Here is a 21748-nt window from a genome sequence, read left to right on the forward strand (position 1 = left end):
TCGGGGTTGTAGGTCTTGTCCTAGGCCAACCCGACCGCCTGGAGGACGACAAAGAGCAGGTCGCCGGCGGTCAGCGAGACGAGCAGGCCGAAAAACAGTGGGACCAGGAAGGGAATGCCCGGCGAAATCCACACTCTGTCCTCGGTGACGAGCATCTCCAGTCCCTCCCGAAGCGCCTCGGGAGTGGTGCCGTAGGCGCTGCCCTCGATGTCGTCGAGAAATGCCTCGGCCCCCCAGGGGTCGTCGAACGCCGCGGTCTCGCGTTCGACTGGCTCGCCGCCGTCGGTGACGGCCGCCTCGGAAATCGACCCGTCGCCGGGGTCGTTTGGCTCAGCAGGGAGCGAGTCGGGGTCCCGGTACTGGTCGGGATTTGCCCGGAGTTCGGCCAGTTCCAGCCCGCGATACTGCAGGTACATCCGGAGCGCGTCGATGTCCAGGCCACGCCAGGAAAAGTACGAGCGCAGTCCCCCCAGCGAGATGTCGTCGGTCAGCGAGCGGTCGGGAAAGGAGAGGATGGTCCCGTAATCGTCGGTAATCTCCGCGACGGCGACGGGCTTTGCGACGAACATCCCCGGCGAGAGATAGCCGGAAGCGGCGTTGCGCACCGCGAGGACGAAGGGGTAGGCGATGCCGACGAGGACCGTATTCGAGAGAATCGTCAGCGAGAACGCGGGGATGTTCGGCTCGATGACGGGGAGGAGATAGTCGACGCCGAACGTCCGGAGGTCGTAGGTGGGAAAGACCGGAAAGAGGAGTGCGACGACCCAGAAGGCCTTGGTGTCGGCCCCGCCGAAACCGCCGATGAGCCAGAAGCCATAGACCAGCGGCACGACAAAGAGGAGGCTAATGCCGACCCCGACCAGAAAGCGCCGGCGCTCGAACTGCGCGCTGAAACTGTTGCCCGCCTCGAAGACGGTGTAGGCGTCGACGACGAGCAAGAGGACAGCCAGTGCCGCAATCGGGTACCACGTCCGATTGGAGACCCGTCGCGTCTTGACGTCGCGGTAGGCGACGTAGCCAAAGAACGGGATGGCGACGAGTCGGACCAGGTCGGGAGTCGACGCGAACACGCCACTGCGTGCGCACGCCCCCCTGTTAGCAGTTCCGACTCGGTGCGCCGGCGGTTGTCACTCCTCGCCGGTCGCGAACGCGAAAAGGTGGCTGCAGGCGCGTTCAGATGACGCGGTTCTGCAGGTAGTCGAGGTGCTTTGCGTTGTAGACGATTTTGACTGTGTCGGCAGCGGGCGACCCGATGCAGGTCAGCCGGACGTTCTTCTCTTCGACTTCTTCGTCGGAGAGAATCTGCTGCATGTCCATGTCGATCTCGCCTTCGAGGACGATAGACGCACAGTTCGCACAGGCGCCTGCGCGACACGAGAACGGCCAGTCGTACCCCTGGGCCTCGGCAGCCTCGAGGATGTACTCGCCTTCGTTTACGTCCAGCTCGCCGTAATCCTCCTCACCGAGGTCCGCGTCGGCCGCTTGCTCGAAGAGGTCGTCTGCGTACAGGTCCCAGCCTTGGTCGTCCACGACTTCGTAATTAAGGTACTCTACGGTTGGCATCACACGGGTGTTCTGGCCCCTCCCGGTTAGACTTTGCTGTTCCGAGAGTATCTGCTGGTACAATTATGATAGTTTCCCGGACCCTGGGCTCGTTCCGTCGGCTACAACTCGACGACGTCTTTCATCGGGATGAGGCGGTGTTTCATCTCCGGTTTCGTGTAACCTGCCGACTCCGCGTCGCGTCCCTGGGTGTACACTTTCACTCGCTGCTGGAGAACGTGTGGCTCGCCTTGCTTGTTCTCGACGACTGTGACCGTGCGCCAGGCCTCGTCTTCCATGTCACGCACATCCACAGAGGCAAGCATATAGCTGACGGCGCCACCGGGCGCGTCGCCTCTCTCAGTCGGCCGTGAAATCGGTCCGCCACTGGAGTTTTGCCATCGCGCCCGCCTCCGGTGGCCGAGTTACTGCTCTGTCAACCGTTTGGTGGCCGCGTCTATCTCCTGGATTTTCGCCTTCTGCTCTTCGTTGGCAGCGGCGACCGACTGGACTTCTTCGGCGACTTCCTCGGCCTGGTCGACCAGTTCGTCGAGCATGCTCGCGACCTGCTCGGAACTGACTGCCTGGTCGTCGGTGGCGGCCGACACCTCCTCGATACCCTGTCTCGTCTCCCTGACTGCCTGCACGATGTCTGCCAGACTGTCCATTGCCGCTTCGACCCGCTCGATACCCTCGCTCACCTGGTCGGTCGCAGTCGACAGATTCGTCACCGTATCCTCGGTTTCGTCCTGAATCTGACCGACCATCCGCTCGATGTCGCTGGCGTGGTCCTGGGATTCCTCGGCGAGGGACTTGACCTCGTTTGCGACGACAGCGAAGCCATCGCCGGCTTCACCGGCGCGTGCGGCCTCGATGGAGGCGTTCAGTGCGAGCATGTTGGTCTGCTCTGCGATGTCGTTGATGACCTCGACGATTTCGTCGATTTCGCCCACGCGCGCCTGGAGATTGTCCACGTCGCTTGCCACGTCTTCGACGGCCTCACCGACGCCGTCGATTGCCTCGACGGCGGCGTCGGCCGACTCTTTGCCGTCCTCGGCGAGGCGTTCGGCCTTCTTGCTGGTGTCCTCGACTTCGTCGGCGGTAGAGGCGATTTCCTCGACGGTGGCGCTCATGTTCGACACTTCGCTTGTCACCTCCCGGATGCGGTCGGACTGGTCTTCGGCCAGCCCGGAAATCTGTGCGGCACTGTCCGCGACGCTGCTCGCGGACGCGTTGATCTCTGCAATCGGCTCCTCGACGTCGGCTTCGAACTCGTTCATCAGCCGCTTCCGCTTCTCGATGGCCTCCTCGAGTTCCTGGCTGTAGGAGTGGATGTAGGTGTCTGCGACCACCTGCATGTCGAGGTTGATAATGCGCAGCACCGACAGTACGTCCCGGAAGCCGTCCTGGATTTCCCGCTGGACGGTCGACCTGAGCTCATCCCGGTCGATGGTGATGCTCTCGCCTTGCTGGGTGGCGGTCCCGCCGTCAGTCGCGGCACCGGCCGTCTCGGTGATGGCGTCGACGACGTTGTCCTCGACGCGCTCGGAGAGCAGATCAAAGATGAGGTCATAATAGACACCGTACTGGCCGATGTAGTGTTTCATCGGCATCTCCAGCAGGTCGTGAATCTTCCCGATGCGGGCCCGATTCCGGAAGTACTCCCGGCCGTACTCCCCGTCGGCGAGGGTCACCAGGTACGCCCGCTGGGTCTCTTTGAGCTGATCGACGGCCTTCTCTGAGCGGCCGATGACCTCGGTGGTCTGCTCGTAGCTGGTCAGGTTCTCGTAGAAATCCTCTGCGACGGCGTCCGCGTTGGCCTCGAAGAGGTCCTGCAGGTCGGCGAGTCGTCGTGCGTCCTCCTCGTCGAAGCCGATGTAATCCTTTCGCCACTCGATTTCCTCGGCATCGATATCACACTCGTCGAGCAGTTCATCCGCGTCGACGAGGTGGTTTAGACCCCCGTCCCCAAACCGGTCCGCGTAATTTGTCATGTGCACGTTTCACCCGGTAGCGGCATATATATTCGGTTGTAGCTTTAGACACATGTTCTGCGCGCTCACGGGACAAACCAACACCCTTTCTACCGCGTCGTATCACTCTCCAGTATGTTCCCGGCATTCGAGGTCGTTCCTGCGGTCGACATGCAGGACGGGCAGGTGGTCCAGCTGGTCGGTGGCGAACGCGGCACCGAGAAGACCTACGGCGACCCCGTCGAGGCCGCCCAGCGGTGGGTCGAGGCCGGCGCCGAGACGCTCCACCTCGTCGACCTCGACGGTGCCTTCGAGGGCGAGCGGGCAAACGCCGACGCAATCGATGCCATCCACAGTGCTGTCGACGTCGACACCCAACTCGGCGGCGGCATCCGAACCGCCGAGGGCGCGATGGACCTCCTCTCGCGTGGCCTCGACCGCGTCATCCTCGGGACGGCGGCCGTCGAGAACCCCGACATCGTCGCGGACATCAGCGAGGCGTACCCCGGGTCGGTGATGGTCAGCCTCGACGCGAAAGACGGCGAAGTCGTCGTCTCGGGGTGGACCGAGGGCACGGGACTGGACCCCGCCGAAGCCGCCACGCGCTACGAGGAGCTGGGTGCGGGCGCGATTCTCTTTACTGACGTCGACGTCGAGGGCCAACTGGAGGGTGTCCGGACCGACCCCGTCCGTCGCATCGTCGAGGCGGTCGACATTCCGGTCGTCGCCAGCGGCGGCGTGGCGACTATCGAGGACATCCGGGCGCTGAAAGACGCAGGCGCGGCGGCCGTCGTCGTCGGCAGCGCACTCTACGAGGGGGCGTTCACGCTCGCCGACGCCCAGCGTGCGGCCGACGAATCCTGACTGAGCACCTACCGCGTCGCCGGTCCCCCCGGTTCGATGAACTGCGGGAGGATGAGCGCGTAGGCACCGCCGGCGACCAAAAGCGCGCCGACCGTCGCGGTCGCCGCCGTCGTGAAAAGCAGGATGCCGGCCAGGATAGCCAGCAGTGCGACCGCTTCGAGCGTACTCTCCATACGAGAGGCGTTGTCGGGCACGGGCATATAGCTCCGGCAGACGGGCGTCACGCGGTCGTCAGACGGCGGTTATCCTCTCCTGTCTCAGCACAATCCCCAAATAGGCGGCCCGCCACGAGTCGAGTATGACCGACCGGACCGCCGCAGTCACGCGCGAGACGGCCGAGACCGACATCGAGGTCACGCTCGACCTCGACGGCGACGGCGACACTACCGTCGACACCGGCATCGGCTTTTTCGACCACATGCTCGATTCGTTTGCCACACACGGCCTGTTCGACCTCACGGTCCAGTGTGACGGCGACCTGGACATCGACGACCACCACACCGTCGAGGACGTGGGTATCACCATCGGCGACGCTCTCGACGAGGCGCTGGGCGACAAGCGCGGTATCTCTCGCTTTGCCGACCGCAAAGTGCCGATGGACGAGGCCGCCGCCGAAATCGTCGTGGACATCTCCGGCCGTCCGTACTTTGCCTTCGAGGGCGAGTTCTCCCAGGAGTCGGTCGGCGGGATGACAAGCTACATGGCCCGCCACTTCCTGCGCTCGCTCTCGACGAACGCCGGACTGACTCTTCACGCAAGCGTCACCGGGGAGAACGCCCACCACGAAATCGAGGCGCTGTTCAAGGGACTGGCCCGCGCACTCGACGACGCGACCCGCATCGACGAACGCCGTGCGGACGCTCCGAGCACCAAGGGCGAATTATAGATGTTCGCGGAAATCATGGAGAAGTTCTCGGATTCGCCCAGCCAACAGCGGGTGATTCGCCTGCTGCTCGAACGGGGCTTCTCCGTCAACGACGAGGGCCGGGTCGTCTCGGGCGGCATCGAGATACCAAACACCGGCATCGCCCGCGAAGTCGACGTGGACCGCCGGGTCGTCGACGCCACCACCGACGCCATCCTCGCTGACGACGAACTCCGCCCCATCTTCCAGAACATCTCCGCGATTCCGAGCCTGATGGACCTTGCACCGGTCCTTGACCTGACGGTACTCACAGTGGCGGTCCGGGACGCCGAGGAATCGGGCATCGTCGCTACCGTCACCGGGGCTATTGCCGACCGCGGCATCTCGATTCGCCAGACGATCAGTGAGGACCCGGAGTTCACCGACGAGCCGCGGCTGTACGTCATCACCGACGACCCGCTGCCGGGTGACCTCCTCAACGACATCAAGGCGATGGACTTCGTCCACCGCATCGAATTAGAGTGACCGAGACCGTTCGGGTCGTCGTCCACCACGGCGACGCGACCGAGACGCTGGCCGTCGAGCACGGCACCGGCCTCCGAGATGCGCTCCGTGCGGCCGACATCTCACCACACAGCAAGGCCGGCCGCCGTCTCAACTGCGGCGGCCGCGGGCTCTGTGCGACCTGTGGCGTCCGCGTCCTCGATGCCGACCCCGCGCCCGAACACTGGCACGACGACCTCGCCGACCGCTTTGGCTATCCGCGTCTCTCCTGTCAGATTCGCGTGACCGACCCCATCGAGATTCGGATTCCCGAGAAACTAGTGTGGGGTGGCCGCGCGTGACGAAACCCACAAATCCGCCGCTGTCGAACGCCCGGCCGTGACAGAGGCCTTCCGAACCGTCGCCGGACGCGGGCAGGCCCGCTTCGAAATCTCGGGCTCCGAGTTTATCGGCCACGTCGCGCCCGCCCACTCTGTCGACGAGGCCGAGGACTTTATCGACGCCATCAGCGAGGAGTACGCCGACGCGACCCACAACGTCCCCGCGTATCGCGTCCGCGCCCAACCGCTCCGGGAGTGGGCGAGCGACGCCGACGAACCCAGCGGCTCGGCCGGCAAACCCGCGTTGAACGTCCTCCAGCAGGAAGCCATCGAGAACGTCGTCGCCGTCGTCACCCGCTACTACGGCGGGACGAAACTCGGCGTCGGCGGCCTCGCCCGCGCGTACTCGCGTGGTGTCAAAGACGCCCTCGACGACGCCGGCATCGTCGAGGAGGTGCCCCACGAGCAGTTCTCCGTCACTGTCGAGTACGACGATTCGGGCTCGGTCCGGGGCCTCCTCGAATCCGCGGAGTGTGAGTTCGAGGCCGCCTACGAGGCGGAGGTCCGCTTCGAAGTCCGTGCGCCGGAGGCCAGCGCCGCCGACCTCCGTGACCGCATCCGCAGCGCGACCAGCGGCCGAGCGACACTTGCCGGTGATTTCGACAACTGACTAGCACGCGGTCTTCGAGAGCGGTGTGCCAGCACGGAACAAGACTTCTGTTGGAGATTGGGTCCGGCTGCTGTCTGTCGAATCTCCAGTCGAAGGAAAGGGGTTCAACGAACGTCGAAATCTCCGCCAGCAGGGTGGACGACCGGGCACCCGGAAGCTCAGTTGGTCCCGAACGCGCGGTCGCCGGCGTCACCCAGGCCGGGGACGATGAAGCCGTGCTCGTCAAGGTGGTCGTCGATACCGACGGTTAGTAGTTTTGCTTCGGGGAACGCCTCGCCCACCCGCTCCAGTCCCGACGGCGCACTGACCGCAGAGAGGACAAAGAGGTTCTCCGGGGTGGGCGTGCCGTGGGTCAGTTCTTCGAGGACCGCGACCATCGTGCTTCCGGTCGCGAGCATCGGGTCCGCGACGACGACCGTATCGTCCGGGCGAATCTCCGGGAGTTTGACGTACTGTACGTCGATGGGAAACTCGCCGTCGTCCTGTCCTGCGTCCTCGTCGCGACTGGCCGAGATGACTCCCTGGCGCGCTCTGGGAAACGCTTTCAACAGACCCTCGACGAAGGGTGTCGCCGCACGGAGGACGTTGACGACGACCACGTCGTCGAGGCCGGTGATACGGTCCCCGCGGGTTTCGGTCAGCGGCGTCTCGACCGGCACCGACTCGGTCCCCAGGTGAGTATCTGCCAGTTCGTACCCGCAGATGCGACCGAGTTTGACCAGTCCTTTGCGAAACTCGGTCTGTCCCGTCTCGACACTGCGAAGTTCGGTTAGCGTGTGCTGTGCCAGCGCGTGTGTCACCACTGACGCGTGCTCGCGCGATTCGATTGCCATACCGGACACTTGACCGGTCCGCCCAAATATCTCAGGGCTCCGGCGTCTCGACGCCCAGTTCTGACAGGAGCGTCCGCGCGGCCGTCCCGGAGGACGGCGGGCCGCGAGCGGTCACGAGGTCGCCGTCGACGGTGACGCTCGTCTCCTCCCCGAGTCTGGCGTTCCAGTTTCCGCCGGCCGCAACCACTTCGTCTTCGATCCAGTAGGGGAGCTTTCGGCCGTCGGTCAACCGCTCGGCCTCGTCGAGGAGTCCCTCCTCCCACGCGTTGGGGAAGCCGGTGACCTCGCGGCCGTCGACGAGGAAGTCGCCGCTCTCGTCGCGAGTAAAGGCGAGGATTCCGACCGCGTGACAGACGACGAGTGCTTTGCCGTCCTCGCCGGCGACGGCGTTCCGGAGGAGTCGGCGGGCGTGCTGGTCCTGGTTGATGTCCCATACGGTCCCGTGGCCGCCGGGGAAGACGACGGCGTCGAACGCTTCGGCTGTTGGTTCGGCCAGGGGAACCGGGTCGTTCAGCCGCTCGTCCGTCTCGTCGACCGTCTTGACGCGTTCGGCGGTCTCCTCGCCGACCTCGTCGGGGTCGATAGACCGCTTGTCGACGACGGGCGGGTCGCCACTCGGTGTCGCGACTGTGATGTCGACGCCCGCCGCGTCGAGTGTCTGGAGTGGCTCGATACACTCCTCTCCCCAGTACCCGTGTTCGCTGACGACGAATAGTGCAGATGGCATCACGCAGTCTTCGCACCGAACGGGCAAAAGCGTCGGCATGGTCCGGACCGAAACCCGTCAGCGCAGCGAACAGTCGACTGCCGATGGCGGGAGTGTGGCGTCCGACCCGGCCACGCGGGCCAGTGGAGTGCCCGGCTGGATAGCCGCCTGCCAGTCGCTTCGGCTGGCCGGGACCACCGGCGCGACGGTCACGTCGGAGCGGGCCTGGTTGTTGAACGCCTGGAAACTGTACCCGCCGGGGCCTTTGGGCGTGTCCTCGACGGTCATCCCGGACAGTCCGTCGACGACCGCCTCGCTCGTCGACTGCCCCTGCTGTTCGATGGCCTGGACGAGCGCCGAGCCAGCGGTGAAGGCGCTCCCGCCGAAGGTGTCGGGGACCGTCCCGTAGATGTCCGTGTGGGCGTTGACAAACCAGTCGTTGACCCGATTGTCGAACTGGTTCCAGTGATAGCGCGTGACGAACGGACCGACGTTCGCCTCGCGCACGTCCTGCGCCGTGAAGTTCGAGCCGAGTGTCTCTTCGAGAACCGACTCCACGCCGTCGAGTCCTGCCGCCGTCCAGAAGGTGCTGAGAAACTGTGCGTCCGACCCGGCCGCGAGAAACGCCCGGAGGAACGACGCCTGCGCACTGGGGACGAGTCCGCTGATGATGGCGTCTGCGCCTGCACTCTCTGCGGCTTCGAGTGGCCTGTCCCAGCTGTTGTTCCCCAGCCGAACGAACTCTTCGGAGACGACGTCGACGTTCCCGGCCGTCAGCGTCTCTCGGCAGTTGCTGACCCACTCCCGGCCCCAGGCGTAGTCGTTGCCGACGAGCGCGACCTGTTCGAGGCCCGTCTCCTCGACGACGTACTGTGCGCTCGCGCGAGCCGTCATCGCCGACGTGGCCGTCGTCCGGAAGACGAACTCGCTGCAGGACCCGCCAGTGAGGTCGGCCGTCGTCGCCGGACAGACCACGAACGGCACCCGTGACTGCTCGGCGAGTTCACGCACCGCCATCGCTGTCGCCCCCGTTCCACCGCCGACGAGCACGTCGACGTCTTCGTCGGTGACGAGACTCCTCGCGGCCGCTCTGGCCCGGCTCGGGTCCGCTTCGATGTCGCGTACGAGAACGCGAACGGGCCACTCGCCCACCGTGAGTTCGTACTCACCCGGCCCGTCCCACGCCGGGGGAGCGGTCCCGGCCTTGTACGCCAGGCCGGAGAACAGGCCGTTGGTCACCTGTGGGCCGTATCCCGCGACCGGCCCGGAGAGGTTCACCAGCGCACCGATTCGGAGCCCGGCCGTTTCCTCGCCGACGCTCCCGCTTTCGCTGGCCAGCGTCGCGGAGTCCTGGCCGGACTCCCAGAGTACCTGCACCGAGTACTCCGAGGCGGCGCCGACCGTGACACGGTCGCCGGCGGTGACCGCCGGTTCGCCGCCACTCTGCCCGCTGGCTGACCCGCCCAGCTCTTCCCAGCTTCCGGTCCGTGCGAGCCCGTCCCCGTACACAAACAGGTTGCTCGCGACGACTGTGTCGCCGGCCTCGTGTGTTATCGTCAGCGTCCCGTCGTCGCTGTTGTGCGTAATCTCGAACGATACCTGAGGCACGTACTCGGGGCCATCGTCCGCTAACTGCACGGTGTCCCAGACGGTCCACACTCTGTTCGACCGTCGCAGTTCCAGGCCGAGTTCGTTGTCGCGCTCGTTCCCGTCGACGACGAACTGAACGGCGAGCCGGACCGTCGCGGTGTCGCCGCTTTCGTCGACGACCTCGCTCTCTTCGATGCTGGCGTCGTCGAGTTCTTGGTTCTCGAAATCTATGTCGCGGAGCGGAGAGTCCGGATGCAACAGCGTCGTCGCGGTGTCGTCATCGCCGGCCAGTGCCGCGAAAACGAACTCTTCGGCCAGTTCGAGACGCGGGTCACCGTCGTCTTCCGGGGTCTGCTCGTCTGACTGGCCTGTCTGGTCTGTCTCGTCGAGTACGCCCTCACACCCTGCCAGTCCGACGGCAGCGGCGAGACTCGCAGTCAGATAGGTGCGGCGTCGCATACCTGCTTATCAACAGACGGACAATTAATAGTGGCGGAATGTCGAAATCGGAGGGCTCTGACGGAAATACGGCCCGACGGGTCTGAACCGGTTCCGTCCTCGCAGTGTACCGTCCGGGCGGCACACTTATTCACATCGACTCCCTACACCGGAGCAACCGATGGGTTCGGGCACCGCAGCACCGACTGTCACTCGACCCCGATTACTTACCTATGGCTGATTTCGAAGAGAGCGTTTCGGGCTTCAAAGTCCGTGGTGACTGGGTTGATGCTGTCGAACACGGGGAGCGCATCGTTAGCGCGCTCCGGGAAATCGGCGAGGACGACGACGTCACCGTCGAGTCGGACGCACTCGAAGAGTTCGACGAGTGGCGGCCCAAGAGCCACGAGCGTATCGACGAGGACGTCAGCGAGAAAACCGCAGAAAAGGCGAGCGTTGAGGAGGGCAAGGGCGAACAGGAGGGTGTCGACCCCGACGAGGACCTCCAGGCCGCCGGCGAAAAACTCGCGGAGTCCTACGAGAATCTCGACGAACCGGACGAGGCCGTCGACAAGTGGGGCGACAGCCTCGACCACGTCGCCCGAGCGGCCGACTCGGCCGGCCGGAAGGCGCTCCGTGCCGTCGAGGGGGCAGTTTACCGCAACGTGATGACACAGATTGCGCCCTACTATTTCGACAACGAACTCGTCAGCGCCAACCTCAAGCAGACCGGGCGCGGCGACGGCCCCGACTACGTCTTCGAGGTCGCTATCAACGACGACGACCTGAGCATTCGCGTCTCGAACAAACTCGCGGACTTCGAGGAAGATCACGACCGCTGGCACGTCGACACCGAGAAGGTGACCGAGGCAGTCGAGGCCGCCGAAGGCGTCGAGGCACCTGAACCCGAGCAGACTGCCGACGCCAAGACGACCTCGAACCCAGAATAAAGGCCCTCGATACCACGGCCAGACCGTTTCGACTCCACGGCCGTAACCCGATGTGATGACCGCCCTGTCAGACCATTCTGTGACGGTGATTGGAGCCGGGATTGGCGGACTGGCGGCCAGTTGTTATCTCGCCGATGCCGGCGCGGACGTGACCGTCCTCGAACGCCACGACCGACCCGGGGGTCGGACCGGCCGACTCGAGGATGGCGAGTTCACCTTCGACACCGGGCCGTCGTGGTACCTGATGCCCGACGTCTTCGAGCGATTCTTCGCGCACTTCGACTGCGAGCCCGAAGACTACTACTCGCTGACCCGGCTCGACCCGAACTACCGGGTGCTGTTTAAGGACGGCGACGCGGTCGACATCCCCGCCGACCCCGACGCCGTCCGGGAGGTCTTCGAGTCCTACGAGACCGGCGCGGGAGCCACGTTCGACACCTACCTCGACGAGTCGAAGTTCGTCTACGAGGTCGGGATGGACCGGTTCGTCTACCAGGACCGCCCCAGATTTCGCGACTGGGTCGACACCGACGTGCTCCGGTCGCTCCCGGCCGCGACGCTGGCGAAATCGATGGACGACTACGTCGGCGACTTTTTCGAGCACCCGAAACTTCGCCAGCTGGTCCAGTACACGCTCGTCTTCCTCGGCGGGTCGCCCTACAATACACCCGCCCTCTACACGCTGATGAGCCACGTCGACTACAACCTCGGCGTGTACTATCCCGACGGCGGCCTCTACAGCGTCGTCGAGGGTCTGGCCGACCTCGCGACAGAACTGGGTGTGACTCTCGAGACGGGCGTCGACGTGACCGGAATCGCTCCGGCTTCCTCGGGCGGAGTTGAACTGGCGACCACCGCCGGGGAACACGCCGCCGACGCCGTGGTCAGTAACGCGCCGCCGGCACACGTCGACCGCGACCTCCTCCCCGACCGTCACCGCGCCCACGACGACGACTACTGGGACTCCCGGACCTACGCGCCGTCGGCGTACATGCTCTATCTCGGCGTCGACGGCTCCCTCGACTCGCTTGCCCACCACACGCTCGTTCTCCCCACCGACTGGCGCAGTCACTTCGAGTCAATCTTCGACGACCCACGCTGGCCGACCGACCCCGCCTACTACGTCAACGTCCCCTCCCTGACCGACGACAGCGTGGCTCCCGACGGCCACGAGGCGGTCGTCGTTCTCGTCCCCATCGCTCCCGGACTCGAGGACGGTGAACACGTCCGGGAACGGTTTCGCGAGCAAGTCATCGACGACATCGCGGCCCACACCGGCGTCGACCTCCGGGACCGAATCGTCGTCGAACACGAGGCAAGCGTCCGGACGTTCGCAAAGCGGTACTCGACGCCCCAGGGAACTGCGCTCGGACTCGCACACACGCTCACACAGACCGGCCCGCTCCGACCCGGCCGCCGGGGACCAATCGACGGCCTGTACTACGTCGGCGGGTCGACGACTCCCGGAATCGGCGTCCCGATGTGTCTCATCAGCGGCGAGCACGCGGCCGAGGCCGTCCGCTCTGACCTGGCTGGCGCGCCGTCTCTCTCCTCTCGGCTGTCCCTCGAGTGGTGAGGCTGGTGGTGAGACTGTTTCACAACCGCTGGCGGACTGCGCTATCGGCCGCCGACGGGAGAGTCGCCAGTGTCAGTCGGTGGTCACCGCCCAGATTCCCTGCTGGCGGTCGAGCCAGCCACCGACGACGACGTGTGGCACCGCGATGACGGCGACGAAGACGCTGTAAAACGCCATCCACGTCACCGCGCCGACCGGCGGGTTCGGGACGACCCGCGTCATCCCGACGAGAATCACGACTGCACCGACCCACGGGAGTGTGGCACGGCGAACGAACTGCCACAGCGTGTCCCCGACCGAGACACTCGCCGTCGGCTGGCCGGTTGCGGCCGCCCCGGACAGCCGTGCCACCTGCCGGAGCGCGTACCAGCACGGGAAATACAGCCCGATTGCGAGAATCGGCGGGACGACTGCGAAGAAGCTCGCGAGCAACAGCGTCTCGATGGCATCGGCCCGCCAGCCGCTCGTCTCGCCGGCCCGGACCCACCCGGCCGCGAGGTGGGCGACCACGAGGCCGGCGTAGACCCCGCCGACGCCGGCCCTGGCGGTGGGCTCGAGCATCCACAGGAACCCCTGGAGTGCGCCCGGCTCGACGAAGCCGACCATGTAACTCGCGACCATGAAGTACACGTCCGGTGAGGCGACGTAGGGGACGACAATGATTGCGCCGCCACGAACCGCGACGGCGACGGCACGCGGGAGTGGGGCCTGCAAGTGCCGGGCACCGGCGACCGATTCGAGGACGCGAACGCCGCCGTGACCGCCCTTCAGTGCCGTCACTGTCAGCGCGAGTCCCAGACCGGCGACCGGAGCGACCAGAAAGACCGCGAGCGACACTGCGGTCAAGAGCAGATAGCCGGCGACGTACGTCCCCTGGAACTGCTCGCCGCGGCCACGGAGGTTCTCGACGTGTTCGAACCCGCCGTGTGGCAGGCTCACGCCGACCATCAACGCCAGATACGCCAGACTCTGGACACGAATCGAGGGGACGGTCCCGGCGACCCGTGACACGCCGAGCAGGAGCGTCGTCATGCCGAAGACGAGCCACGACGCACTCACGAGCGTGCCGGCGACCGTCGGCGCTCGCTCGGCCCGTCGCTGGGAGAACCACATACACCGCCCTAGGGAAGTTCGGCCCCTCAATCCCGTACCGTATAGTTTTGGAGTTTCAAGTCACGCGCGTCCCGGCAGGCTCTTATCGTTCCCTCCAGTACGCGCCGATAATGGTCACTGGCGGGACGCTCGCGACGCTCCTCGTCGCCGGCGCTGCGAGTCTGTTCATGGCTTGGGCAATCGGCGCCGGCTCGTCGGGGTCGACACCCTTCGCACCCGCGGTCGGAGCGAACGCTATCTCCGTGATGCGTGCCGGCTTCTTCGTCGGTATCCTGGGACTGCTGGGTGCTGTCCTCCAGGGAGCAAACGTCACGGAAGCGGTGGGCAACTCGCTCGTGTTGAATCAGGCGCTGACGCCTCCTGCCGCTATCGTCGGGCTGTCGACGGCCGCCATCCTCGTCGCGCTCGGCGTCTTCGCAGGCTATCCGATAGCGACTGCCTTTACCGTCACCGGTGCGGTCATCGGCGTCGGGCTGGCGCTGGGTGGTGACCCCGCGTGGGCGAAATACCAGCAGATCGGTGCCCTCTGGGTCGCCACGCCCTTCGTCGGTGGCGGTATCGCCTACGGCACCGCACGACTGCTCCGGAACGAGCGGATGCCCGAACTCGTGTTCGTCCCCACGCTCGCCGCTGCCGTCGGCTTCTTGCTTGCGAACATCCGATTCGTCTTTTTCGGCCCGTCCGGAGAGCAACTCTCCCTCGCGGAGGCGGCCGTCCGACAGATCGGCGGCGGGCTCACCACTCACGTCGCGGTCACGCTCGTGGTCGGCCTGACCATCGCGCTCGCGCTCGGCTACGACATGTACGGCGACGAGGCTCGCGGTCAGCGGCACTTCCTGCTGGTTCTCGGTGGTCTCGTCGCGTTCTCGGCCGGCGGGAGTCAGGTCGGACTGGCGCTTGGCCCGCTGTTGCCCCTGACTGACTCGGTCGGTATCCCGCTCGTCCCGCTGTTGTTTGGCGGTGGACTCGGACTCCTCATCGGCTCGTGGACCGGGGCACCCCGGATGATAAAGGCACTCAGCCAGGACTACTCCTCGTTAGGGCCACGCCGGTCGATTGCCGCACTCATCCCCTCGTTTGCCATCGCCCAGGCGGCCGTCTTCTTCGGGATTCCCGTCTCGTTCAACGAGATTATCGTCTCGGCTATCATCGGCAGCGGCTACGCTGCAAGCGGTGAGGGGGGCGGCGTCTCCGGGTCGAAGATGGGGTATACGGTGCTGGCCTGGATTGGCTCGCTCGTCGGCTCGTTTACCATCAGCTACGGCGTGTTTACCGGCGTAACGCTCATCCTGTGACGGGCTGGTATCCGACTTAGTCCTGGACGGCTTCGTCCGGGTCGGCCTCGGATTCGTCGTCTTCCTTGGCCCCTGGTTCCTCGTCGTCGTCGGCGAAGCCGCTGATGCGTGCTTTCATGATGCGGGTGTTCTCGACTTGCTCGACGCGAATCTCCAGGCCGTCGTACTCGATGACTTCGCCTTCCTCGACGAGACGGCCGGCGCGGTTGAAGATGAACCCGGCGATGGTCTCGAACTCCTCGCCCTCTGGGATGTCTATCTCTAACTGGTCGTTGACCTCGTCGACGTTGACCTCGCCTTTGACGATGGCAGTATTCTCGCCGATGAACTCGATTGGTTCTTTTTCCTCGCCTTCCAGTATCTCGCCGACGATTTCTTCGGTGAGGTCCTCCATCGTGACCAGCCCCTCGGTGGTCCCGAACTCGTCGATGACGATGACCATGTGCATGCGCTCGTCGCGCATCTCCGCGAGCAGTTCGTCGACGTTTTTCGATTCGGGGACGTGCAGTGTCGGCTGGATGAGGTCTTCCAGGCGGACGTCCGTCTCGACTTCGCCGTAGTTCAGGTCCCGAACCAGGTCGCGGATGTGGACGACGCCGATGACGTTGTCCAGACTCCCCTCGTAGACGGGGGTTCGGGCGTGACCGCTGTGGATACACGTCTCGATTGCCTCCTCGATGGAGGCGTCTTTCGAGATGGCGGTCATGTCCAGTCGGGGTGTCATCACTTCCTTGGCGATGGTCCGGTTGAATCGCAGAGTGCGCTGGAGCATCTCGCGTTCCTCTTCGTCGAGGACGCCCTCGCGTTCGCCTGTCTCGATGATGTCGCGAATCTCCTGGCGGGTGATGTAGGAGGTTTCGATGGCGCCGCGTCCGCCGGTGACCTTGTTGATGGCCCGGGTGAGATAGTCGAAGAGGACGATAAGCGGCATCAACACTCGTTCGGCCCACTGCAGCGGTCGGGAGATGCGCAGTGCCCACGACTCGGTGTTCTCGATGGCGTAGGATTTGGGTGCCGTCTCGCCAAAGAGCAACACGAGCGCCGTGATACCGATGGTCGCTATCACGACCGCCAGGCCGCCGTTTCCGAGGTAGAAACTCAACAGCCCAGTCGCGATGGAGGACATCGCGATGTTGACGAGGTTGTTACCGACCAGAATCGTCACGAGCAACCGGTGTGGGTCCTCGCGAAGGTGTTTGAGCAGTTGCCCGGTCGTACTCTCCTCTGCCAGCGCTTCGACGCGGTGGTCGGCGAGCGAGAACATCGCTATCTCCGAAGACGAGAAAAACGCCGAGAGGACGAGCAACAGCGCGATAGCAACGAGACCGAAGCCGACAAAGAGGTTGTCACTCAGCGTGACACCGAAAATATCGACCGCCAGCGGCGCGACCGCCGCCGTGCCGACAGTGTGTGCCCACATTAACGTCCGGATTTGTCCGTCAGCCGGATTAAACGTTGTCATGGGCGTCGTTTCGTTGCACACGACTGTCCTGCGCCGACACGCTTACCCCACTCTCGCCCCAACCTGTGTCCATGAGCGACCCGGCGATGACACTCTATCGACTCCAGGCGTGCCCGTTCTGTGAGCGCGTCGTCCGACTGCTCGAGGCGTACGACCTCGACTACCAGTCGCGATTTATCGAACCGATGCACTCCGAGCGAAACGCCGTCAAGCGCCTCTCCGGCAAGCGGACCGTCCCGGCGCTGGTCGACGACAACACCGGCGTGACACTCACCGAGAGTGCGAACATCGTCTCCTATCTCGAAACGACCTACGGCGACGACGGCACGCTGACTGCCGCCGCCGCGACCGCAGAGGAGGGGGCGTAGATGGAACTCGACTTCGAGGTGGTCGACCTCCCCGACGCCGACCACGTCTCCGAAGGTGAGCAGGCGCCCGATTTCACCCGCCCGCTGGTCAACGACGAGTTCTGGGAAGACGCCTCGCTCTCTGAGCTGACCGCCGAGGGACCGGTCGTGCTCGTCTTCTACACGATGGACGGCGCGTTCCCGGCGACGTATATGTGGAACGAACTCCGGGACCGGGACTTCGACGAGTACGACGCCACCACGGTCGGCCTCTCGATTTCGACGCCCTACGAGCACAAGACGCTCATCGAGGAGCGCGAGATGAGCTTCGACCTCTTTTCGGACCCGACCAACGCGGTCGCAGAGCAGTACGGCATCGCCCACGACCTCAGCGGGATGGCCGGCATCAGCGAACCCCGGCCCGCTGTCTTCGTCATCGACGAGGAGCGAACGGTCCAGTACGCGTGGGTCGCCGGGGAGTGGCCGGAGTTTCCCGAGTACGACGCCCTGGAAGCGGCCGTCGACGCGCTCTGACGATGCAGACGACCGACGTTGACCGCGCCGCGGCCGCCATCGCAGACGGCGACCTGGTCGTCTATCCCACCGAGACGGTGTACGGACTCGGCGCGAACGCACTCGATGCCGCTGCCGTCGACCGCCTCTTCGAGGCGAAAGGCCGGGACCGCGACAAACCCGTCTCGATGGCCGTCGAGAGCGTCGCCATTGTCCCGGACTACGCCGACCCGACCGACCGTGAGCGCGCGTTCCTCGACCGGTTTCTCCCCGGGCCGGTGACGGTCCTGCTCCAGCGCGGCGAGCGTGTCCCCGACGTACTGACCGCCGGACGGGAACGGGTCGGAGTGCGCGTGCCCGACCACGAGATGGCACTCGCCCTTCTCGCGGCCGCCGAGACGCCCGTGACCGCGACCAGCGCGAACGTCAGCGGCGAACCCAGCGCCTGTCGTATCGGTGACGTTCACGCCCCCATCCGCGAGGCCGTGGCCGTCGTCCTTGACGGCGGCGAGACGCCGGGCGGTGGCTCCACCGTCGTCGACCCCTCGACCGGGGAGATTCACCGCCGCGGGCCGCTGGCAGACGACATCGAAGCGTGGCTGGCCGAGCACTGACCGCAACGCCGTCTTCTTCAGCCACCGCCTAACAGCGACCGCAACGACCGGGTCCGTGTCCCACACTTGCTGGTGAACTCACACGGCGTACACTTCGCATCGCTTCTCGCGCGTGCGGGCGGGCCGTCGATTGTGTCCGCGGTCCGGACGGCCTCGCGATACTGGGCTCGGCGTCTGGTCCCCAGCGTCACCTCCCGGACGATGCCGTACGCGGGATACTCCGCGAAGACGCGCTCGACGCTCGTCTCGCGTTCCCACGAGAGCGCCTTCGCTGCTGCGACGAGGTGGACACTCTGGGGTTTCCAGACACCCTGGTCGGGTGGCTCGCCCGCGAAGACGAGCGATAGCGTCGGCTCGTCGTCGAGTAGTTTGTGCACGACCCCGCGACACTCCCGGCCGGTCAGCGTCGCGTCGCGCTCGTCGGGGGACGTGAGCCTGTCCCACGCCGAGAGACGGGCTTTCAGACAGCCCAGCCGCGACCGATAGGTCGTCGGCGAGACGGCAATCGGGGCTGCCCGGACGGCGTCGTCGTCGGTCAGCAGTCGCTCGTACTCGAAGGCGAGCTCCCGCCGTTTCTCGACTTCGGGAGGTATCTCGATGCTGTCGGGCTGGCGGCGGCGATAGTAGAGTTTGCGCGGACAGTAGGCGGCCGTCGCCACGTCACGGAAGGCGTGCATGTGGCGGCGTGGCCGCCCCTTTGGATTTAAAATTCCACGTCGACTTCGAGTCCCTCTGTGGCCTCGTCGAGGCCGTCGTCCTGGACGTCGGCGGTGAGGTGGACGGCGATGTCGGAATCTGTCAGAATCTCCTCGAACTCGGTTCGAAAGCGCTGGCTGACCCGTTTCGACCGGTTCTGGGCGCGCACCGCACAGAGTGCGCGCTCGACGGCGCCCGGACTGGCATCGAGGTCGGCCGCGATTGCACCGACCGACTCGTCGGCGTCGAGGCGCGCCCGCAGTTCCGAGGCGTCGATGTCGCCGGTGTCCTCCTCACGGACCAGATGCAGGTCCATCCGGGCGTCGAAGACGAGGTTACGCGGGACTTTCAGCACCGTCGCGATGGCGTCGTCGCTCTCCCCGTCGTAAAACTCCGTGACGATTGTACAGAGTTCGGCTGTCGCGAGCGCCGTCTCGAACTCGAACTGGCCGCGCATCCGGTCGATGACGTCTGCCAGGCGGTCGTTGACAGACTCGTCCCGGAGCAGTGACCCTCGCTGTTCCGTCTGGGACTCCGTGACCGTCTCCCCGTCGGCCACATCCATGAATATATCACGGAGCTCCGCTGTTTTCTCGTCCATCGTGCCATGTTCCCAATTCATTGAGATATAAAAAGCCATTCCCTGGGATGTGGTAACGCGTGAGAAGAACTATACAACGGTCGGAAAATTCTCCAAGCGGGCGCGCCCGTGGTAACACTTATGCACACAGCGAAGGCGTATGTCCGTATGGTACTCTTGCAGGCCGAGCAAGTGACACGGCCCACATTCTGGCAGATCGGGTACGTCGGGAAGGCGATTTTCTACTATCTGGCTGCTGTCGCGGTTCTCGTCTTCCTCGTCGGCATCTACCAGCGGGTCACCCGCTACACGCAGGGAACGGACGACCCCTTCCCCCGCCTCGACGACATCGGCGCACGCATCCGGTCGGCCGCACGCCTCGCGCTCTCTAACGAGAAGCAATTAGACCGCGACATCGTCGCCGGACTGATGCACGCCGCCATCCTCTGGGGCTTTCTCACCCTCCTCATCGGGACGACGATTCTCGGCATCGACCTGGACCTCTACCGCCCGCTGACCGGCGAGTCGTTTTTCGTCGGTGACTTCTACCTCTCGTACTCGCTGGTGATGGACGCGATGGGGCTGTTTTTCGTCGTCGGCATCGCCGTCGCCATCTACCGCCGTTATATCGTCCGCTCGGAGCGACTCTGGGGGAAACACACCGGCCGCGAGGACGACCTCTTTCTCTGGTCGCTGTTTTTCCTCGGTGTCGGCGGGTATCTGACCGAAGCCATCCGCATTCTCGGTCAGAACTTCCCCGCCCACGAGACGGTGAGTTTCGTCGGCTACTTCCTCGCCGCCGTCGGCGCGGGAGCCGGTATCTCCCCCGAGGCGGCGGTCGCGGCCTATCCGGTCGTGTGGTGGAGTCACTCGCTTTTGGCGCTGTGGTTTGTCGCCTGGGTCCCCTTCGCGAAGCCACTCCACATGCTCTCGTCGTTTGCCAACCTCGTCGCCCGTGACGAACAGGCCGGCAGTCGCCTGCCCGGCGTCCCGCTCGACCCCGAGGCCGACACCGAACTCGACGACGTGGACGATTTCACCTGGAAGCAACTCCTCGACCAGGACGCCTGTACGAAGTGTGGCCGGTGCTCGTCGGTCTGTCCGGCAAAGGAGGCCGGGCGCCCGCTCGACCCTCGTGACGTCATTCTGGACCTCAAAAGCTACCGCGAAGCCCACGACGCTGGCGGTGAAGACCTGCCTATCGTCGCGGATGGCGGCACCAGCGTCATCGATTCGAGCACGATGGAGTCGTGTCTCTCCTGTATGGCCTGCATGGACGCCTGCCCGGTCGACATCGAACATCTCACGCACTTTACGGACATGAACCGCCAGCTCGTCGAACAGGGCGACGTCGACGGGCACATTCAGGACACGTTCCAGAACCTGATGCAACAGGGCAACACCTTCGGCGAGTCGGCCCGGAATCGACCGGACTGGACCGAAGAACTGGACTTCGAGGTTCCGGACGCCCGCGAGCAGTCCGTCGACTACCTCTGGTATGTCGGTGACTACCCGAGCTACGACGAGCGCAACCAGAAGGTCGCACGCGCGCTCGCTCGCATCTTCGAACACGCCGGCGTCGACTACGGCATCCTCTACGAGGACGAAGTCTACGACGGCAACGACGTGCGCCGCCTCGGCGAGGAGCTCCTGTACGTCGAACAGGCGTCGACGCTGATTGGCGCACTCGAAGACTGCGAGTTCGAGACCATCGTCTGTACGGACCCACACTCGTACAACACCATCGAAAACGAGTACTCGGAGATTGACTTCGCGGAGTTTGCCGACGACCCGATGCTCGAAGCGCCCGTCGAGGGCTACTGGAACGCCGACGGCGAGATTGAAGTCGCTCACTACACCCAGGTCGTCGACGAGTTGATCGCCGCCGGCAGACTCGACCTCGGCAGTGTCGACCGCACGGTCACCTATCACGACCCGTGCCATCTGGGCCGGTACAACGACGAGTACGAGGCACCCCGGAATCTCGTCCGGGCGACCGGCGCGGAACTGGTCGAGATGCCGCGCAACCGCAACGATTCGTTTTGCTGTGGCGGTGGCGGCGGTGGACTCTGGATGGACCACGACGAAGACCACAAACCGAGCGAGGAACGCCTCCGAGAAGCCGTCGAAGATACCGGCGCGGACAGCGTCGAGCAGTTCGTCGTCGCCTGCCCGATGTGCGTGACGATGTTCGAGGACGGCCGCAAGACCGGCGGCTACGAGGACGACCTCGACATCGTCAGCGTCACCGAACTGCTCGCCGACGCCCTCGAAGCGTAAGCCCGATTGGATTTTTC

Annotated in this window: 24 protein-coding genes; 12 read left to right on the forward strand and 12 right to left on the reverse strand. The window is 65.0% G+C overall.

Features of this window, described 5'->3' with window-relative positions:
• Positions 1-20: 20 nt before the first annotated feature.
• The 4 genes from QYL91_RS04445 to QYL91_RS04460 all read right to left on the reverse strand — a co-directional run bounded on the left by QYL91_RS04445 (position 21) and on the right by QYL91_RS04460 (position 3536).
• On the reverse strand, positions 21-1070 hold the full coding sequence (locus tag QYL91_RS04445; protein WP_302082172.1) for an A24 family peptidase C-terminal domain-containing protein: 1050 nt from the start codon (positions 1068-1070) through the stop codon (positions 21-23).
• A gap of 103 nt (positions 1071-1173) precedes the next feature.
• A complete protein-coding gene (gene fer / locus QYL91_RS04450) occupies positions 1174-1563 on the reverse strand; it encodes a ferredoxin Fer (protein ID WP_302082173.1) in 390 nt (129 codons plus the stop codon).
• A 101-nt stretch (positions 1564-1664) separates the two neighbouring features.
• Entirely contained in the window at positions 1665-1841 is a 177-nt protein-coding gene (locus QYL91_RS04455) for a hypothetical protein (RefSeq protein WP_302082174.1), read from the reverse strand.
• A gap of 126 nt (positions 1842-1967) precedes the next feature.
• The gene (locus QYL91_RS04460; RefSeq protein ID WP_302082175.1) at positions 1968-3536 is read right to left on the reverse strand and encodes a globin-coupled sensor protein; all 1569 of its coding nucleotides are present in this window, start codon (positions 3534-3536) and stop codon (positions 1968-1970) included.
• Between the two features lie 114 nt (positions 3537-3650).
• Here QYL91_RS04460 and hisA point away from each other — a divergent pair, with 114 nt between their 5' ends.
• Complete coding sequence (gene hisA / locus QYL91_RS04465; RefSeq protein WP_302082176.1) at positions 3651-4379, forward strand: 1-(5-phosphoribosyl)-5-[(5-phosphoribosylamino)methylideneamino]imidazole-4-carboxamide isomerase; 729 nt, start codon at positions 3651-3653, stop codon at positions 4377-4379.
• An 8-nt stretch (positions 4380-4387) separates the two neighbouring features.
• On the opposite strand, the gene QYL91_RS04470 is transcribed toward hisA, so the two are convergent.
• Entirely contained in the window at positions 4388-4552 is a 165-nt protein-coding gene (locus QYL91_RS04470; protein WP_302082177.1) for a hypothetical protein, read from the reverse strand.
• Between the two features lie 125 nt (positions 4553-4677).
• On the opposite strand from QYL91_RS04470, the gene hisB reads away from it, so the two are divergent.
• Genes hisB through QYL91_RS04490 form a run of 4 tightly spaced genes read left to right on the forward strand, consistent with a single transcriptional unit; the run spans position 4678 to position 6738 of the window.
• The gene (hisB, locus tag QYL91_RS04475; protein ID WP_302082178.1) at positions 4678-5265 is read left to right on the forward strand and encodes an imidazoleglycerol-phosphate dehydratase HisB; all 588 of its coding nucleotides are present in this window, start codon (positions 4678-4680) and stop codon (positions 5263-5265) included.
• Positions 5266-5769, forward strand: coding sequence for an amino acid-binding protein (locus QYL91_RS04480; RefSeq protein WP_302082179.1), 504 nt, complete (start codon positions 5266-5268; stop codon positions 5767-5769). It begins immediately after the preceding gene.
• A complete protein-coding gene (locus QYL91_RS04485; protein ID WP_302082180.1) occupies positions 5766-6089 on the forward strand; it encodes a 2Fe-2S iron-sulfur cluster-binding protein in 324 nt (107 codons plus the stop codon). The genes QYL91_RS04480 and QYL91_RS04485 overlap by 4 nt, the downstream gene beginning before the upstream one ends.
• Before the next feature lie 37 nt (positions 6090-6126).
• Positions 6127-6738 carry an IMPACT family protein gene (locus QYL91_RS04490; RefSeq protein WP_302082181.1) on the forward strand — a complete coding sequence of 204 codons (612 nt, stop codon included), beginning with the start codon at positions 6127-6129 and terminating at the stop codon, positions 6736-6738.
• A gap of 158 nt (positions 6739-6896) precedes the next feature.
• Here the strand turns inward: QYL91_RS04490 and upp are convergent, their stop codons facing one another.
• From upp to QYL91_RS04505, 3 genes are read right to left on the reverse strand one after another with little or no spacing between them, the layout of a single operon-like run.
• Positions 6897-7571 (reverse strand): uracil phosphoribosyltransferase, encoded by a 675-nt coding sequence (gene upp / locus QYL91_RS04495; protein ID WP_302082182.1) that lies wholly within the window; start codon positions 7569-7571, stop codon positions 6897-6899.
• Positions 7572-7602: 31 nt separating this feature from the next.
• The gene (locus QYL91_RS04500) at positions 7603-8298 is read right to left on the reverse strand and encodes a type 1 glutamine amidotransferase domain-containing protein (RefSeq protein ID WP_302082183.1); all 696 of its coding nucleotides are present in this window, start codon (positions 8296-8298) and stop codon (positions 7603-7605) included.
• A gap of 57 nt (positions 8299-8355) precedes the next feature.
• On the reverse strand, positions 8356-10326 hold the full coding sequence (locus tag QYL91_RS04505; protein ID WP_302082184.1) for an ABC transporter substrate-binding protein: 1971 nt from the start codon (positions 10324-10326) through the stop codon (positions 8356-8358).
• A 212-nt stretch (positions 10327-10538) separates the two neighbouring features.
• On the opposite strand from QYL91_RS04505, the gene QYL91_RS04510 reads away from it, so the two are divergent.
• Both QYL91_RS04510 and QYL91_RS04515 read left to right on the forward strand, forming a co-directional pair.
• Positions 10539-11255, forward strand: coding sequence for a DUF5828 family protein (locus tag QYL91_RS04510; RefSeq protein WP_302082185.1), 717 nt, complete (start codon positions 10539-10541; stop codon positions 11253-11255).
• A gap of 55 nt (positions 11256-11310) precedes the next feature.
• Entirely contained in the window at positions 11311-12831 is a 1521-nt protein-coding gene (locus QYL91_RS04515) for a phytoene desaturase family protein (protein ID WP_302082186.1), read from the forward strand.
• A gap of 72 nt (positions 12832-12903) precedes the next feature.
• Here the strand turns inward: QYL91_RS04515 and QYL91_RS04520 are convergent, their stop codons facing one another.
• Positions 12904-13944, reverse strand: coding sequence for a Brp/Blh family beta-carotene 15,15'-dioxygenase (locus tag QYL91_RS04520; protein WP_302082187.1), 1041 nt, complete (start codon positions 13942-13944; stop codon positions 12904-12906).
• Between the two features lie 110 nt (positions 13945-14054).
• Between QYL91_RS04520 and QYL91_RS04525 the strand changes: the two genes are divergently transcribed.
• Entirely contained in the window at positions 14055-15239 is a 1185-nt protein-coding gene (locus QYL91_RS04525) for an inorganic phosphate transporter (protein WP_302082188.1), read from the forward strand.
• A gap of 16 nt (positions 15240-15255) precedes the next feature.
• Here QYL91_RS04525 and QYL91_RS04530 read toward each other — a convergent pair whose 3' ends face one another.
• Complete coding sequence (locus tag QYL91_RS04530) at positions 15256-16659, reverse strand: hemolysin family protein (protein ID WP_302082189.1); 1404 nt, start codon at positions 16657-16659, stop codon at positions 15256-15258.
• A gap of 113 nt (positions 16660-16772) precedes the next feature.
• Between QYL91_RS04530 and QYL91_RS04535 the strand changes: the two genes are divergently transcribed.
• The 3 genes from QYL91_RS04535 to QYL91_RS04545 are packed head-to-tail and all read left to right on the forward strand — an operon-like array spanning position 16773 to position 18175.
• Positions 16773-17069: a glutathione S-transferase N-terminal domain-containing protein gene (locus tag QYL91_RS04535; RefSeq protein ID WP_302082190.1), complete on the forward strand. Its 297-nt coding sequence runs from the start codon at positions 16773-16775 to the stop codon at positions 17067-17069.
• Complete coding sequence (locus QYL91_RS04540) at positions 17070-17582, forward strand: redoxin domain-containing protein (protein ID WP_302082191.1); 513 nt, start codon at positions 17070-17072, stop codon at positions 17580-17582.
• Positions 17583-17584: 2 nt separating this feature from the next.
• The gene (locus tag QYL91_RS04545) at positions 17585-18175 is read left to right on the forward strand and encodes an L-threonylcarbamoyladenylate synthase (protein WP_302082192.1); all 591 of its coding nucleotides are present in this window, start codon (positions 17585-17587) and stop codon (positions 18173-18175) included.
• A gap of 17 nt (positions 18176-18192) precedes the next feature.
• Here the strand turns inward: QYL91_RS04545 and QYL91_RS04550 are convergent, their stop codons facing one another.
• Positions 18193-18852, reverse strand: a complete 660-nt coding sequence (locus QYL91_RS04550) for a CRISPR-associated protein Cas4 (RefSeq protein ID WP_302082193.1) — start codon at positions 18850-18852, stop codon at positions 18193-18195.
• A gap of 26 nt (positions 18853-18878) precedes the next feature.
• Positions 18879-19472 carry a conditioned medium-induced protein 4 gene (locus QYL91_RS04555; protein ID WP_302082194.1) on the reverse strand — a complete coding sequence of 198 codons (594 nt, stop codon included), beginning with the start codon at positions 19470-19472 and terminating at the stop codon, positions 18879-18881.
• A 147-nt stretch (positions 19473-19619) separates the two neighbouring features.
• Between QYL91_RS04555 and QYL91_RS04560 the strand changes: the two genes are divergently transcribed.
• Entirely contained in the window at positions 19620-21731 is a 2112-nt protein-coding gene (locus tag QYL91_RS04560; RefSeq protein ID WP_302082195.1) for a 4Fe-4S dicluster domain-containing protein, read from the forward strand.
• Positions 21732-21748: the final 17 nt, after the last annotated feature.

It is taken from the genome of Salinibaculum rarum, from assembly GCF_030505615.1.
Classification (GTDB): Archaea; Halobacteriota; Halobacteria; order Halobacteriales; family Haloarculaceae; genus Salinibaculum; species Salinibaculum rarum.